Source organism: Enterobacter sp. AC1 (assembly GCF_050434705.1).
Taxonomy (GTDB): Bacteria; Pseudomonadota; Gammaproteobacteria; order Enterobacterales; family Enterobacteriaceae; genus Enterobacter; species Enterobacter cloacae_L.
In genome coordinates, this window is record NZ_JBNDIZ010000003.1 from 61,469 (window position 1) to 77,066 (window position 15,598).

The following is a 15,598-nucleotide window of genomic DNA, read 5'->3' on the forward strand; positions in this document are numbered from 1 at the left end:
TTACTCGGCTTTAAGAAAAGCGCGTCATCAGCGATAATTACCCCCTTTCTTAATCATCGCGGAGTGTTAATGAGCGATTTGCAGCCTTTCCTTCCGACGCGCAAGCGCCCCATGAAGCTGAACACCCTGGTCACGCTGATGGTGTGCGCGATTATCGGTTCAGTGCTGCTGGTGGTCTTTGCGCTCTATTCGGTGCAGATCACCCGGGCAACGCGCGATGACGTCAAAGACACCGCGCTCGGCATTGCCCGCACCCTCGCCGACAGCCCCGAGATTCAGCACGGCCTGATGCAGGCTCCGCAGGAGAATATTATTCAGCCCATCGCCCAGGCGGTGACGAAACGAAACGATCTGCTGTTCACCGTGGTGACCGATATGCGCGGGATCCGCTATTCTCACCCGAACGAGGCGCTGCTGGGGCTGCATTTTATCGGCGACGATTTAACTCCCGCGCTGGAAGGCAAAGAGAACGTGTCGGTTAACCGGGGCGCGCTCGCCGAAGCGCTGCGCGTTTTTACGCCCGTCTACGATAGTCAGCACGAGCAGATCGGCGTGGTAGCGGTGGGTATCTCCCTCAATAAGGTTGAAGAGCAAATCACCCGCGGGCGGCTCAACGCCGTCTGGACCATTTTGTTCAGTATTTTTATGAGCTCTATGGGGATTTGGGGCCTGGTACGGGTCCTGAAGCGCATCCTGTTCGGGCTCGAACCCTACGAAATTTCCGCCCTGTTCGAACAGCGTCAGGCGATGCTGCAGTCGCTGCGTGAAGGGGTTCTGGCCGTCGATATTCACGGGCGCGTGACGATGATTAACCACACCGCCAGAGAAATATTGCTTCTGCCCTCCGGCAAGCAGACCGAAAACGCCAGCGCTCCCCTGCTGGCCGGCCTGCGTGAAGTCTCTAAGACGGGCGTTGCGCGCCAGGATCAGGAGATCAGCTGCAATGGCCGGCTGCTGCTGTGCAACATGGTGCCCGTTAAAAGTCAGGATCGGGTGATCGGCGCCATTACCACCTTCCGCGATAAAACGGAAATCAGCCAGCTGATGCAGCGTATCGATGGCATGGTCAACTACGTCGACGCCCTGCGCGCCCACACGCACGAGTTTATGAACAAGCTGCACGTGATCCTGGGCCTGCTGCACATTAAGCGCTACGACAAGCTGGAAGAGTACATCATCCAGACGGCACAACATTACCAGACGGATATCGGTACGATACAGAGCAAGGTAAAATCCCCGGTGATTGCCGGGTTCCTGCTGGGTAAAATCAACCGGGCGAAAGAAGCGGGCGTCACCCTGACGCTGGCGGACGAATGCCAGATCCCCGATACCGCCAGCGAAGAGCAGGTCGCGGTGCTGGTCACCGTGCTCGGTAACCTAATTGAAAACGCGCTCGACGCGATGGAAGGCCAGCCGGAAGGTGAGATCACCCTGCTGCTGCACTATCAGAACGGCTGGCTCAGCTGTGAAGTCAGCGACGATGGCCCCGGCATTGATCCCACGCAGCTGGAGGCTATTTTTACAAAGGGCTTCTCAACAAAAGGTGAAAACCGCGGCGTTGGGCTGTTCCTTGCTCGCCAGCAAATCCAGAACCTCGGCGGTGATATCACCGTCGAGTCTGAGCCAGGCGTATTTACCCAATTTTTTGTTCACATCCCCTGGGATAGCGAGAGGAATATCGCGTGATAAATGTATTAATTGTCGATGATGACGCCATGGTAGCCGACCTCAACCGTCTGTATGTTAACCGTGTTGAAGGCTTTAGCTGCTGCGGCGTCGCCTCCACGCTAAACCAGGCCGAGGCCATCATTAATAACCCCAGCCAGCCTGTCGATCTGGTGCTGCTGGACGTCTATATGCAGCAGGATAACGGGCTGGATCTGCTGCCCGTTATTCGCGCATCTGGCCGTCCAATCGATGTGATTATGATCTCCTCGGCTGCCGACGCCGCCACGATCCAGACCTCCATCCATTACGGCGTGGTGGATTATCTGATAAAGCCGTTCCAGTTCCCGCGCTTTGAAGAGGCGCTGAACGGCTGGAAGGCAAAGCACAGCCTGATGGGATCGCACCAGTATTATGAGCAGGCGGACGTCGACCGACTGATCCACGGCGGGGCGCCGGAGCTGGCGGACAGTAAAAAGCTGCCGAAAGGGTTAACGCCGCAAACGCTGCGCACGATTTGCCAGTGGATCGACGCCCACCCGGAGACGGAGTTTTCCACCGATGACCTGGCAAACGCGGTCAATATCTCCCGCGTATCCTGCCGCAAGTATCTGATCTGGCTAGCGCAAATCAATATTCTCTTCACCAGCATTCACTATGGCGCCACCGGGCGTCCGGTGTATCGCTACCGTCTCCAGCCAGAGCAGACGGGCCTGCTCAAGCAATACTGTCAATAACGCGGTAGTCGTTATCCAGCAGGGTAAAGCGGAAGTGGTGTGCTGAAGAGAACACCACTTCTTTTGTTTTGGTCACAAAGATAGCGTCAATATCGGGGCGCGCGCGCAGGGCGGCACAGCCCTTTTCCATGCCCATGCCGTACATCAGCGTGGTCCAGATATCACCGTCGATGGAATTTTTAGAAATAATGGTCACGCTGTCCAGTTCGTTATCCAGCGGATACCCGGTGCGCGGGTCGAGAATGTGGTGGTAACGCCTGCCGTCCTGTTCAAAATAGCGCTCGTACGTTCCCGACGTGACGACCGACAGGTTCTCAACGGTCATGGTGCCGATGAGCGCCTCTCCGGCGAACGGTTTTTTAAGCCCCACGTTCCAGCCCCCTTCCGGCGAGCCCAGCGTCTGGATATTCCCGCCGAGGTTGATAAGCCCCAGCTCAGCGCCCTCTTTATGAAGGTAATCACGTACCCTGTCGGCGATATACCCTTTGGCGATGGCTCCCAGATCGATCTCCATGCCCGCTCTGGCCAGGAACACGCTGCTGCTGGCCTCATCAAGAATGACGTCCTCAGGACGGGTAATCGCAAGCAGCGACGCAATGTCATCGGCAGGCGGAACGCGGTCTCCCTGGAAGCCAATTTTCCAGCGCTTCACCAGCGGGCCAATGGCCAGGTTAAAGGCGCTGCCGTTGAGCAGGCTGGCCGCTTTCGCACAGCGGATCAGCTCAAACACCGGCCGGCTGACGGTAACCGGATGCTGGCCGGCCGCATGGTTGATATCCATCACCTGCGAGCGTGCGCGGTTGACGGTGAGCAGATCTTCATACTGTTTGATCAGGCGAAACGTGCGGGACGCGAGGGCTTCGTCATGAGAGAAGAGTTTCAGGAGGATGGGTGAACCCATCAGGACGGCGGAGTAACTGTAGACGCGGTTGTTATCAGACATGGCATGTTTCCTCAGATGTAGCCCCGGCAAGCACCGCGCCGCCGGGGAAATTGCCGGATAGCGCTGCGCGTATCCGGCCTACATAACAGGTGCCTTACGTTCTTTTCGAGCGCATCGCCGCCTGATGTCCGGCAAGCGTACCAAAAATAATGATATCTGCCACCGCGTTACCGCCGATACGGTTACCGCCGTGGATCCCGCCGACCACTTCACCCGCCGCAAACGCCCCTGGCAGCACGTTGTGGTTGCTGTCCAGCACGCAGGTTTCGGTGTTGATGGTCACGCCGCCCATAGTGTGGTGCACGCCCGGCGCAATCTGAATGGCGTAGAACGGCCCTTCGTTGATTGGCGCACGCAGCGCGGTGGTGCGGCCAAAATCGTCATCGTGCTGTTTTTCAACGAAACCGTTGTAGCGCTCCAGGGTCGCCAGGAAAGCGTGGTAATCCATCCCCAGCGCCTCGGCCAGTGCTTTTGGCGAGCTGGCGCTGGTCACAAAGCCTTTGGCGATGTACTCATCCGCGGCTTTGTTTTTGGCGCGAACGTGCTCGTCAAAGACGATGTATGCGTATTTCTCCGGCAGCGCGATGATTGACGCCGAGACTTTATCGCGGGTCGACATCTCGTTAAAGAAGCGGTTCCCCTGCTGGTTCACCAGAATCGCCCCACCGCCGCGGATGGATTCGGAAATCAGATACGACGTTTTCTGCTCAACGGTTGGGTGGATCTGGATCTCGCCCATATCGACCGTACCTGCGCCGATACGTTCCAGCAGCGCGATACCGCCGCCGGTCGCTCCTTTGTGGTTAGTGGTGACAAAACCTTCCAGATCCGGACGGTATTTAACAACCATCTGGCTGTTGGCGCTGAAGCCGCCGGTAGCGACAATCACGCTTTTGGTTGCCACGGTGAGCGTTTCGTTCTCTTCGGTGGTCAGGCGCACGCCGGTTACTTCACCGTTTTCGAAGACGATGTCGCTGACGGAGGTATCCAGCATGACCTCAATGTTGCGTTTGTTGACGTTACGCACCAGGCCGCTGATCAGATAGCCGCCTACCGCAGAACCGTCTTTTGGACGGTGAGTACGGTCGATGCTCATCCCGCCGGTGGTGGTGATGTCATTCAGCATAATGCCGCGCGTTGCCAGCCACTCAATCGCCTGCGGCGCGTTCTCAACAAAGCGGCGCAGCAGTTCCGGGTTGTTCTTGTTGCCGCCGCCTTTCAGGCTTTCCTGATAGAACAGCTCTTTGCTGTCCTGAATGCCTTTCACCCGCTGGAAGCGCGTCTCTGCGGCGTTCATCCCGGCAGAGGCTTTAATGGTGTTACCGCCGATGGTTGGCATCTTCTCAACAATCAGCACGCTTGCGCCTTCGTCGTGGGCCTGAATGGCCGCGGCCAGACCGGCACCGCCGCTACCGACCACCACAACGTCCACGCTGCGGGTTTCGTTCGGGTCAACGCCCTCTTCTGCCGCCAGCGCTTTGCTGGATTTCAGCATCGCTTTAGAGACCGCTTTCTTCACCGCTTCGCTCTGGCTGGTTGCGCCCGTGATGGCATCCACATGCGGGGTATTGGCGTCCAGAATGCGGGTGCGGATCTCTTCAAAGCTGGTAACGAACTCAACGTCTTCGCTCGGGCCAGACGCCAGCTCGATATCGGCAATGCGATCGGTCTCCAGGCTGACGTTAATCACCAGTTCGTTCGCGTCATCCTGCACTTTCTCCGCAAAGGTGCCCGGTTTGAATTTGGATTCGCCCATGCTCATGTCGCGGATCATCGCCTCCACCAGCGAGAAGCGCCACAGCGGTTCAGGAATGCTCAGCTCCTCGCGTTTGGTGCTGTCCATAAACAGCTCCAGGCTTTCGCCGGACGCGATGCGGTCGGTCCAGTCCGGGTAAGCGATAGTCGCGCGACCCACGGCAATCAGGTCATAACCATGATCCAGCGCCTCATTGACGTCCGCGGCATTCACCACGCCGCCCACGCCCATGACCGGAACCTGTGCCAGCGTTTCTGAACGCATGGCGCAGTATTTTTCAATAAGCGGCGTCGGGTCCTGGGTATCGACGATGGAAGGTCGCAGGGTAGCGCCGACGGAGAAGTGCAGATAATCCACGCCGCGCGCCGCCAGTTTCTCCAGCAGGTACATGGTGTCGTCAAAGCGAATGCCCGGGACTTCCATCTCTTCAGGTGAGAAGCGATAGCCAACGATGAACGCATCGTCCGCGTACTGGCGCACCATCTTATGGGTGATATCCAGCACCGCCAGCGGGAATTTCGCGCGGTTATCGCGGCTGCCGCCCCACTCGTCGTCGCGCTGGTTAGAGTTCGGCGAATAGAACTGCTGAATCAGGTAGGTGTTTGCGCCGTGGATCTCCACGCCGTCGAAGCCGGCCTGAATAGCGCGACGTACGGCTTCACCAAACTTGCCGATCATGCCTTCGACTTCTTCGCCAGTCAGCGCAACCGGCGTTGCTGCGCCCTCTCGCGGCGCGGCAACAGCGCTTGGGCCAACAGGCGTACGGCCACCGATCAGTTTCGGGTCGACCATGCGGCCGCCGTGGTAGATCTGCAGCAGCGCCTTAGAGCCTTTGGATTTAATCGCCTCCGCGATTTTCGCCAGCCCGGCGATTTTCTCGTCATTATCAATACCTATCGCACCCGGGAAGGCGAGACCGAGATCGTCGACGAAGCAACATTCCACGATGATGGTACCAATGCTGCCGGAACGGGCCCGATAGTACTCCACCAGCTCGCTGGTGACGGTGCCGTCATAATAGCCGGTACAGGTTGTCATAGGGGCCATTAACAAACGGTTTTTCAGTTCAGTGCCATTCGGTAATGTGAAGGGGCTAAGAATGCGTTCGTTAGTGCTCATAATAGAAACTCCAAACTTTTAAAAATTAAGAATTCGTTATCGGATTGGTTTTTTATTTCGTCATTATTTGCCGATGTCATGATATTAATATAATGATTTTTTTAGTTTCTAAAGTTATTACGTTAGTTAAAAAACTATTTAATCCCTGCGATAACACAAATAACACATTGGTGTTAGCGATTGTAATTCAGCTATTCACAATAATTTAAAATTCGTTAAAAAATCAATGGTAAAACCATTTCACCATAACACATAAAAAACAATATAAATCAGCAACATGATAAACAACAAAAAGTAAAAATGTTACAAGAATGAAAAAAGACATCCGTAAAATACGTAATACCCACATACGCCAGAGTGGTTATTAATAAAAGCATAAAAATAACGCTGCAATTCTGTTTTTTTGATCACGATCAATAGTTATGGCATCCAAAGGCGCAATATAAAAACATCATCAATTTTTAGTTTAGCGCAAACAAAAAAGCGTTAAATCGCTATTACTGAAAATACAAAACAGCACCTTAAATAACTAAAGAAAGCAAAAAAACTTAAGAAAGCGATTTTGTGTTTTCAGGACAACCGAATCCTTGACAACTTAAGACGTGAAACTATGAATACAAAAACTGCTGTAACGCCCCCTGTGGCGAACCAGGCATCAAACGGAAAAGCAAAACGACTGCTGATGATGGCATTGCCCGTCATCGTCGCCGTACTGCTGCTGTTTGTTCCCGTCCCTGAAGGTTTACCGCCTTACGCGTGGCACTACTTCGCTATTTTTGTCGGCGTGATCGTCGGCCTGATCTTCGAACCGCTGCCGGGCGCAGTCATCGGCCTGACGGGCGTCGTCGCCATTGCCCTGTGCAGCCAGTGGGTGCTGTTCAGCCCTGACCAGTTAGCTGACCCAAAATTCAAGCTGGCGGGCGCCTCCTTTAAATGGGCGGTAAGCGGGTTTGGTAACTCTACCGTCTGGCTGATTTTCGGGGCCTTTATGTTCGCCGCAGGCTATGACAAAACCCGCTTCGGCCGCCGTCTGGCGCTGATTCTGGTGAAGTATCTCGGCCGTCGCAGCCTGACGCTCGGTTATGCCATTACCTTCGCAGACCTGCTGCTGGCGCCGTTCACCCCGTCCAACACCGCGCGCAGCGGCGGGACCATCTACCCGATCATCGCTAACCTGCCGCCGCTGTACGGTTCAAAACCGAACGACCCAAGCGCGCGTAAGATTGGCTCCTACCTGATGTGGGTGGCGATCACCGCGGCCTGTATCACCAGCTCAATGTTCCTCTCCGCCCTCGCGCCGAACCTGCTGGCGCTGGCGCTGGTGAAAAGTACGGTTGGGATTGATATCTCCTGGGGGACCTGGTTCCTCGCCTTCCTGCCGCTGGGTATCCTGCTGATTCTGACCATGCCGCTGCTGGCCTACTGGTTCTACCCACCTGAAGTCAAAGTGAATAACGAAGTGCCGCTGTGGGCAACCCGCGAGCTGGAAAAACTCGGCAAACTGTCCCGCAATGAAATTCTGCTGCTGGTATTCGTGTGCTGCGCGCTGCTGATGTGGATCTTCGCTGCCGCGTGGATTGAACCGGCGATGGCGGCCCTGCTCATCGTAGGTCTGATGCTGTGGACCGGCGTGCTGGAGTGGAACGATATCACCGGTAACAAAGCCGCGTGGAACACTTTCGTCTGGTTCGCCACCCTGGTGGCGCTGGCGGACGGCCTCTCCTCTACCGGCTTTATCAGCTGGTTAGGTAAAGAAGGCGGCCTGCTGATGAGCGGTATCTCTCCGGGCGTGGCGACCATCGTCCTCCTGCTGGCGTTCTACCTGCTGCACTACCTGTTTGCCAGCACCACCGCGCACACCACGGCGCTGCTGCCGGCGATGCTGACCATCGCCTCCACCATTCCGGGCATGAATATGGAAGTGTTCGTCCTGCTGATGGTGACCTCGCTGGGCGTGATGGGGATCATCACCCCGTACGGTACTGGCCCAAGCCCGATTTACTACGGTAGCGGCTACCTGCCAACCAAAGACTACTGGCGCCTCGGCACCATCTTCGGTGCCATCTTCCTGGCGGCCCTGCTGCTGATTGGTTATCCGTGGATGTCCATGATGTTCTGATTCCTGACCGCCGGACGTTTCCTCCGGCGGTTTTATTTTTGTGGAGCAATACTATGTCGAATAAACCGTTTTTTTATCAGAACCCCTTCCCGCTTTCCCATGACGACACCGAATACTATCTGCTGACCAAAGAGCACGTCTCCGTCGCCGAATTCGACGGCCAGGAAGTGCTGAAGGTGGAGCCGGAAGCGCTGACCCTGCTGGCGCAGCAGGCCTTCCACGATGCCGCGTTTATGCTGCGTCCTTCCCACCAGAAGCAGGTTGCCGCCATTCTCAACGACCCGGAAGCCAGCCAGAACGACAAATACGTTGCCCTGCAGTTCCTGCGTAACTCTGAAATCGCCGCCAAAGGCGTGCTGCCAACCTGTCAGGATACCGGCACGGCGATCGTCATGGGCAAAAAAGGCCAGCGCGTCTGGACCGGCGGCGGTGATGAAGCGGCCCTGAGCCAGGGCGTCTATAACACCTACATTGAAGACAACCTGCGCTACTCCCAGAATGCGGCGCTGGATATGTATAAAGAGGTGAACACCGGCACCAACCTGCCTGCGCAGATTGACCTCTACAGCGTCGACGGCGACGAGTACAAATTCCTGTGCATGGCGAAGGGCGGCGGCTCCGCGAATAAAACCTATCTCTACCAGGAAACCAAAGCGCTGATCACCCCGGCGAAGCTGAAAAACTACCTGGTTGAGAAGATGCGTACCCTGGGCACCGCGGCCTGCCCGCCGTACCATATCGCGTTTGTGATTGGCGGCACGTCGGCGGAAAGCACGCTGAAAACCGTGAAGCTGGCCTCCACCCGCTACTACGACGCGCTGCCTACCGAAGGTAACGAACACGGCCAGGCGTTCCGCGACGTTCAGCTCGAACAGGAACTGCTCCAGGAAGCGCAGAACCTCGGCCTCGGCGCGCAGTTCGGCGGTAAATACTTCGCCCACGACATCCGCGTGATCCGCCTGCCGCGCCACGGCGCCTCCTGCCCGATCGGCATGGGCGTCTCCTGCTCCGCGGACCGCAACATCAAGGCGAAAATCAACCGCGACGGGATCTGGATTGAGAAGCTGGAACACAACCCGGGCCAGTACATTCCTGAATCATTGCGCCAGCAGGGCGAAGGCGACGTGGTCAGCATTAACCTGAACAAGCCGATGAATGAGATCCTGGCGCAGCTCTCCGCTCACCCGGTCTCTACCCGCCTGTCGCTGAACGGCACCATCATCGTGGCGCGCGACATCGCCCACGCGAAGCTGAAAGAGCTGCTCGACAACGGCGAAGAACTGCCGCAGTACGTCAAAGATCACCCGATCTACTACGCAGGCCCGGCCAAAACGCCGGAAGGCTACGCGTCCGGCTCGCTCGGCCCGACCACGGCGGGACGTATGGACTCGTATGTCGATTTACTGCAGTCCCACGGTGCGAGCATGATCATGCTGGCGAAAGGCAACCGCAGCCAGCAGGTGACCGATGCCTGCCATAAGCACGGCGGCTTCTACCTGGGCAGCATTGGTGGCCCGGCGGCGGTGCTGGCGCAAAACAGCATCAAGAGCCTGGAATGCGTCGCGTATCCGGAGCTGGGAATGGAAGCCATCTGGAAAATCGAAGTGGAAAACTTCCCGGCGTTTATCCTGGTGGACGACAAAGGCAACGATTTCTTCCAGCAGATCCAGAACCAGCAGTGCAAAGGCTGTTCACAGCGCTGAGCGCTTCCACAGGTCCGGCAATAGCGCGAGCGCGACAGCAATGACGGCGCGCTTGTCGCTCCCCGGCTTCCAGATGGTGACCATCGTCTGACTAATCCCCTGGCTGCCCACTTCGGTGCGCAGCCTTTTTACGTTTTGCCACCGCACTGCATCAAAATGGGTCGGCAAGAATCCCCAGCCGCATCCGCGCTCCAGCAGGCCGCGCAGCATCTCCGGCTCGTTAGTAAAAAGGGTGTGCCCTGAAATCTGCAGGCGACGCGCGACAGGCTCGTCCGAGGCGGGGTGCATCACGACCTGTGGAACCAGGGAGAGGTCAAGCAGCGACAGGGGGGATGCAATATCCGTAAACAGCGTGCCGGAGGCGTAAAAATCCATATCGATTGCCCCCAGGGCCCGCCACTCCATGTCATTGCCCACGCTGCGGTTTCGCGCCTGGCAGATGGCCAGATCCGCGCGGCCGCTCGCCAGCAGGCGTTCAGATTCATCGCGCGAGGCGCAGATGAGGCTCAGCCGGATTTTTCGCGCCGCCATTTCAGCGATGACCCCGTGCAGAAAGGTTCTGGGCGTAAAAGGATCGTAGACCAGCGTCAGGTCCTGCGTGGCGCCGTGAGGCACCTCTCTGGCAAAGGCCTCAAAGGCTTTTACCTGCCGCATCAGAAGGTGCGCCTGGCGCTGGAGCTGTTCCCCTTCCGCCGTGAGCCGCAGAGCGCGTCCCTCGCGAATAAACAGCGGGTAACCCAGCCCGTCCTCAAGAAAATCAATCAGATCGCGAAGCGTCGTGCGGTCTTTCTTCAGCGCCACCGCCGCTTTACTCAGGCTGCCGTTCTCAGCCACGGCGGTGAATGCCTCAAGCTGTGCAAAGGAATAGAGTAGACCCGCCACGTTTTCTCCGTTTTTTAGGGGGATTTTCCCCCATTATGCGTTTTTTATTATAGCGCCGGGCTTTTTAAACTGAAGCCGTTCTTAACCTATACGAGACGGATATGAAAAACAGAAAAGTAAACCATGCCCTGCTGGCGGGCCTTGTCTTCAGCAGCCTGCTCTCCCCTGCGGCAATGGCCGCCTGCAAAGACACCGGCCTCAGCGCCTGCCCTGCCCCCTTTGACGCCGCGCTGCCGGATACCCATAAGATGCTCACCTGGAGTCAGGCCGATCGCGTGGTGGGTTTTCGCAATGACTACCGCAACTACGCCGGGGATGTTTTCCGCCACGGTAACGCCGTGCCGCTGGAAATCTCGGATAAGCCGCTCACGGACGCCCATTATGAGGTCAACGGCAGGCGCTACGGCCTGCAGGAGTACCTTAAACGCCAGAACGTCAGCGGCATGCTGGTGCTGAAGGACGGCAAAATCGCCTGGAAGTATCTCTCCCAGGGCAATACCGACTCCACGCTCTGGACCTCGCGTTCGGTAGGTAAATCGGTAGTATCGGCACTGGTGGGCGTAGCCCTTAAAGAGGGAAAAATTCACTCGCTCAACGACCTGGTCACGCGGTATGAACCCGACCTGAAAGGCACCGCGTGGGACGGCGTGACGCTCAAACAGCTTATCACCCACACCTCCGGCGTGGCGTGGAACGAGGACTACACCAATCCGAACTCTGATTTCGCGCAGCTCACCGAGTGCGAGGCAAAGCCGGGTACCTACGACTGCGTGCGCAAGCTGGTGAAAGGGTTAAGCAGGGCTCACCCGGCCGGAGAGAACTGGTCTTACTCCTCCGGCGGCGCCTGGCTGCTGGGTGACGTGCTGGAGCGCGCCACCGGAATGACGCTGGCAGCGTATCTGGAAAAAAGCATCTGGCAGTCGTACGGCATGGCGAGCGACGGCGTATGGCATGCCTACAGCAAAGGCCAGCACGACGTCGGCGCGCACGGCTTTAACGCCACGCTGGAGGACTGGGGTCGCTTCGGGGAGTTTATCCGCAACAACGGCACGCTGCCGGACGGTAAAAAGCTCCTGCCTGACGGCTGGATCCAGCAGTCGTCAGACTGGACGAAGGCGAAAGGCTCGGTATCAGACGCCCATCCGGACGGGCTGTACGGCTATCAGTGGTGGAACAACGCGGTGCCCGCCAACGCTACCGGCGTCGAGCCGGCAGCGCAGGGTTCGCTGAAAGGCTCGCTCTGGGCGCTGGGCATTTTTGGTCAAATGATCGTAGTGAACCAGAAGGAAAACCTGGTCATCGTCCAGTGGTCTACCTGGCCGCAGGCGGAGCCGTCCTTTAGCGCCCAGCCGCTGGAGGCCTCTCTGATGTTTAGCGCCATTGCCAGGGCGCTGCGCTAAACTGCATCCGCCGGGTAACGAAGCGGTTACCCGGCTCTTTCTGAAGCACCGCCTCTGCGCGACTTCACAAAATTGCAATATCAGCGACTTACGGAACATTGGTGAATAAAAAGCCAATGGTTTGTTAAGTTATTGTTGCTTATAGCGCTCATTGTTACCGCATCGCCATTGATGCGCCCTGCGCATCAATCAATGTGTTAATTGCGCTTATCTATTTTCCCATCCTGATCCAGTTTTCAGAAACAGACGCGAAAACGTCAATAATAAACTGGAGATAACCATGTTTTCCTCAACCTCACCTGCAACCGTAAGGTCGAAAGCGGGCGCGATACTTCGCGTGACGTCCGGCAATTTCCTTGAGCAGTTCGATTTCTTTCTTTTCGGCTTCTATGCCACCTACATCGCCCACACGTTCTTCCCGGCGAGCAGTGAATTTGCGTCGCTGATGATGACCTTTGCCGTCTTCGGCGCGGGCTTTTTGATGCGTCCGATCGGGGCCATTGTGCTTGGCGCATATATCGACAAGGTGGGGCGCAGAAAGGGGCTGATCGTCACGCTTTCCATCATGGCGGCGGGCACCTTCCTGATTGTGCTGATCCCGTCTTATCAAAGCATTGGCCTGTGGGCGCCTCTGCTGGTCCTGACGGGCCGCCTGCTGCAGGGCTTTTCCGCCGGGGCGGAGCTTGGGGGCGTATCGGTCTATCTGGCTGAAATCGCCACGCCGGGCCGCAAGGGCTTTTACACCAGCTGGCAGTCCGGCAGCCAGCAGGTCGCCATTATGGTGGCGGCGGCGATGGGCTTTGCCCTGAACGCCCTGATGGAGGAGAGCGCCATTCGCGAATGGGGCTGGCGCATCCCGTTCCTGTTCGGCTGTTTAATCGTGCCGTTTATCTTTTTCCTGCGCCGTAAGCTGGAGGAGACGGAAGAGTTCAGCGCGCGCCGCCATCATCTGGAAATGCGCCAGGTCTTTAAAACGCTGCTGGCTAACTGGCAGGTAGTGGTCGCGGGCATGCTGATGGTGGCGATGACCACAACGGCTTTTTATCTGATCACCGTTTACGCCCCCACCTTTGGCAAAAAGGTGCTGATGCTGAGCGCCTCAGACAGCCTGCTGGTGACGCTGCTAGTGGCTATCTCTAACTTTATCTGGCTGCCGGTGGGGGGCGCGCTGTCGGACCGCTTCGGACGCAAGCCGGTGCTGATTGCCATGACCCTGCTGGCGCTGGCGACCAGCTACCCGGCCCTGACGATGCTGGCTAACGCACCCAGCTTCTCCATGATGCTGAGCGTCCTGCTGTGGCTCTCCTTCCTTTACGGCCTGTATAACGGCGCGATGATCCCGGCCCTGACGGAAATTATGCCTGCGGAAGTGCGCGTGGCAGGCTTCTCGCTGGCTTACAGCCTGGCAACGGCGGTATTCGGTGGCTTTACCCCGGTGGTGTCCACCGCGCTGATTGAATACACCGGTGATAAAGCCTCACCGGGCTACTGGATGAGCTTCGCCGCGGTGTGTGCGCTGCTGGCAACGCTCTACCTCTATCGCCGTCGCGCGGTATCGTTGCAAAACACCGTCAAGTCACAGGAGGCCGCATGAAACGTACGTCTCGCTTTGCCGCCAGCGCGCTGGTGCTGGCATTCCTGAGCGCCAACGCCTGTGCTCAGGACGTCAAAGTCATGATCTCAGGCGGTTTCAAAGCCGCCCTTGAAAAGCTGGCGCCGGAATATGAACGCCAGACCGGGGATAAGATTGTTATTATCCCCGGCCCCTCAATGGGCGCTACGCCGCAGGCGATCCCCAACCGACTCGCGCGCGGCGAGAAAGCCGACGTGGTGATTATGGTGGGCGATGCGCTGGAGAAGCTCGAAAAAGCCAGCCTGACCGAGCCCGGTTCGCGAGCCGAGCTTGCGGACTCCCCCATCGGCATGGTGGTCAAAAAAGGCGACGAGGTTCCCAATATCAGTAACGATGCAAACCTGCGTAAAACGCTGCTGCAGGCCAGCTCCATCGCCTACTCTGACAGCGCCAGCGGCAGGTATGTCAGCCAGACGTTGTTCACAAAGCTGGGGATAGAGAAAGAGGTGACGGGTAAAGCGACAAAGGTCGAGCGTATTCCGGTCGCCTCGGAAGTGGCGAAAGGTAAATACGCCGTGGGCTTCCAGCAGGTCAGCGAGCTGCTGCCGGTTGATGGCGTCACCTTTGTCGGTAAAATCCCTGATAATCTGCAATACATTACGCGCTTCGCCGGGGCGGTGACCCGTCACGCGGAGCATCCCGCCGAAGGAAAAGCGCTGCTGACCTATCTCGCCTCGCCGCCCTCACGGGCCGTCATCCAGGAGACGGGGATGATCCCCGTTACGTCCGGCGATACTGCTCGGTGATGTGTTTTTCCAGCTCAGCCGCAATATAGGACTGGATGCGCCCCCGGCGCCGGATAAGCCCCACGGCGCGTTTCACCTCCGGCGCCACCAGCGGCAGATGCGTCAGCACGGTGTGCTCTGACGTGGGCATCGACATGGCGGGAACGGCAGCAATGCCGATCCCCGCCTCTACCATACCCAGCATCGTGGTGACGTGACGGGTTTCGCAAACGCTGGGGCGCTCGGGAACAATATCCCCCAGCATCCGGTCGAGCAGGTTACGGTTACCTGACGTTTTATCGAGAGAGATGTAATCCTGCTGATAAAACGCCTGCCACGTCAGGTGGCTCTTCTGCGCCAGCGGGTGATCCTTTCGGCACACCGCGACGTAAACATCCTCCACCAGCGGGAAAAACTCGATTTCCGACGGCAAGTTTCCTGCAAAGCAGATGCCAAAATCCGCCTGGCTTTGGGCCACGGCGTCAATCACAGTCCCCGCGCTGCTGTCGATGAGCTTAATGCGAACGCGTGGATAGCGGGACTGAAAACGACGGATCACGTCAGGCATAAAATAGCAGGCCGCAGAGGGTACCGTGGCGACCGTGATCAGCCCCGTCCGCTCTTCGCTGACCTTATCGACATCCGCCAGCATTGACTCAACGTTGTCGAGCAGCTGCGCGGAGCGTTCAGCAAAGTTTTGCCCGTATAACGTTAAGGCCACGCGACGGGTGGTGCGGTCGAAGAGCTTTGTTCCCAGCGCGGCCTCCAGCTTCTCAATCCTGCGGCTCAGCGCCGACTGGGACAGGCAGATAGATTCAGCGGCGACGCGGAAGTTACCGTATTCCACTAACGCTCGGAAAGCATAAAGATCGTTGAGGTCGAAATTGACGGGCATTTTTTCTGGCAATCCTTAGCG

11 protein-coding genes are annotated in these 15,598 nt (G+C 57.5%); 7 read left to right on the plus strand and 4 right to left on the minus strand.

Going from position 1 to position 15,598, the window contains the following annotated elements; genetic code table 11:
• Positions 1–69: 69 nt before the first annotated feature.
• Both M2433_RS10090 and dcuR read left to right on the plus strand, forming a co-directional pair.
• Complete coding sequence (locus M2433_RS10090; RefSeq protein WP_429054602.1) at positions 70–1,686, plus strand: sensor histidine kinase; 1,617 nt, start codon at positions 70–72, stop codon at positions 1,684–1,686.
• The gene (dcuR, locus tag M2433_RS10095) at positions 1,683–2,402 is read left to right on the plus strand and encodes a two-component system response regulator DcuR (RefSeq protein ID WP_395304110.1); all 720 of its coding nucleotides are present in this window, start codon (positions 1,683–1,685) and stop codon (positions 2,400–2,402) included. Before M2433_RS10090 ends, dcuR begins: the two co-directional genes overlap by 4 nt.
• On the opposite strand, the gene M2433_RS10100 is transcribed toward dcuR, so the two are convergent.
• Positions 2,383–3,345 (minus strand): FAD:protein FMN transferase, encoded by a 963-nt coding sequence (locus M2433_RS10100; RefSeq protein ID WP_429054601.1) that lies wholly within the window; start codon positions 3,343–3,345, stop codon positions 2,383–2,385. The two genes, dcuR and M2433_RS10100, sit on opposite strands and share 20 nt — an antisense overlap.
• 94 nt (positions 3,346–3,439) lie before the next feature.
• Positions 3,440–6,220, minus strand: coding sequence for a flavocytochrome c (locus M2433_RS10105; RefSeq protein ID WP_429054599.1), 2,781 nt, complete (start codon positions 6,218–6,220; stop codon positions 3,440–3,442).
• A 610-nt stretch (positions 6,221–6,830) separates the two neighbouring features.
• Between M2433_RS10105 and M2433_RS10110 the strand changes: the two genes are divergently transcribed.
• Together M2433_RS10110 and fumA are read left to right on the plus strand one after the other, a co-directional pair.
• Complete coding sequence (locus tag M2433_RS10110; RefSeq protein WP_014884418.1) at positions 6,831–8,339, plus strand: anion permease; 1,509 nt, start codon at positions 6,831–6,833, stop codon at positions 8,337–8,339.
• 53 nt (positions 8,340–8,392) lie between these two features.
• Positions 8,393–10,042 (plus strand): class I fumarate hydratase FumA, encoded by a 1,650-nt coding sequence (gene fumA, locus M2433_RS10115; RefSeq protein WP_429054597.1) that lies wholly within the window; start codon positions 8,393–8,395, stop codon positions 10,040–10,042.
• On the opposite strand, the gene M2433_RS10120 is transcribed toward fumA, so the two are convergent.
• Positions 10,031–10,924 (minus strand): LysR family transcriptional regulator, encoded by an 894-nt coding sequence (locus M2433_RS10120; RefSeq protein ID WP_429054595.1) that lies wholly within the window; start codon positions 10,922–10,924, stop codon positions 10,031–10,033. The genes fumA and M2433_RS10120 overlap by 12 nt on opposite strands.
• Before the next feature lie 101 nt (positions 10,925–11,025).
• Here M2433_RS10120 and M2433_RS10125 point away from each other — a divergent pair, with 101 nt between their 5' ends.
• The 3 genes from M2433_RS10125 (at position 11,026) to M2433_RS10135 (ending at position 14,703) form a co-directional block, all read left to right on the plus strand.
• On the plus strand, positions 11,026–12,324 hold the full coding sequence (locus tag M2433_RS10125; protein WP_429054593.1) for a serine hydrolase domain-containing protein: 1,299 nt from the start codon (positions 11,026–11,028) through the stop codon (positions 12,322–12,324).
• A 280-nt stretch (positions 12,325–12,604) separates the two neighbouring features.
• Positions 12,605–13,918: an MFS transporter gene (locus M2433_RS10130; RefSeq protein WP_429054591.1), complete on the plus strand. Its 1,314-nt coding sequence runs from the start codon at positions 12,605–12,607 to the stop codon at positions 13,916–13,918.
• On the plus strand, positions 13,915–14,703 hold the full coding sequence (locus M2433_RS10135; protein WP_429054590.1) for a substrate-binding domain-containing protein: 789 nt from the start codon (positions 13,915–13,917) through the stop codon (positions 14,701–14,703). The genes M2433_RS10130 and M2433_RS10135 overlap by 4 nt, the downstream gene beginning before the upstream one ends.
• On the opposite strand, the gene M2433_RS10140 is transcribed toward M2433_RS10135, so the two are convergent.
• On the minus strand, positions 14,678–15,577 hold the full coding sequence (locus tag M2433_RS10140) for a LysR family transcriptional regulator (protein WP_429054589.1): 900 nt from the start codon (positions 15,575–15,577) through the stop codon (positions 14,678–14,680). The genes M2433_RS10135 and M2433_RS10140 overlap by 26 nt on opposite strands.
• Positions 15,578–15,598 lie beyond the last annotated feature (21 nt).

Excerpts from the sequence above, each read along its gene's own strand:
- fumA (WP_429054597.1), top strand. The coding sequence starts at position 8,393 with ATGTCGAATAAACCGTTTTTTTATCAGAACCCCTTCCCGCTTTCCCAT.
- M2433_RS10135 (WP_429054590.1), top strand. The coding sequence starts at position 13,915 with ATGAAACGTACGTCTCGCTTTGCCGCCAGCGCGCTGGTGCTGGCATTC.
- M2433_RS10110 (WP_014884418.1), top strand. The coding sequence starts at position 6,831 with ATGAATACAAAAACTGCTGTAACGCCCCCTGTGGCGAACCAGGCATCA.
- M2433_RS10130 (WP_429054591.1), top strand. The coding sequence starts at position 12,605 with ATGTTTTCCTCAACCTCACCTGCAACCGTAAGGTCGAAAGCGGGCGCG.
- M2433_RS10100 (WP_429054601.1), bottom strand. The coding sequence starts at position 3,345 with ATGTCTGATAACAACCGCGTCTACAGTTACTCCGCCGTCCTGATGGGT.
- M2433_RS10105 (WP_429054599.1), bottom strand. The coding sequence starts at position 6,220 with ATGAGCACTAACGAACGCATTCTTAGCCCCTTCACATTACCGAATGGC.
- M2433_RS10090 (WP_429054602.1), top strand. The coding sequence starts at position 70 with ATGAGCGATTTGCAGCCTTTCCTTCCGACGCGCAAGCGCCCCATGAAG.
- M2433_RS10125 (WP_429054593.1), top strand. The coding sequence starts at position 11,026 with ATGAAAAACAGAAAAGTAAACCATGCCCTGCTGGCGGGCCTTGTCTTC.
- M2433_RS10140 (WP_429054589.1), bottom strand. The coding sequence starts at position 15,577 with ATGCCCGTCAATTTCGACCTCAACGATCTTTATGCTTTCCGAGCGTTA.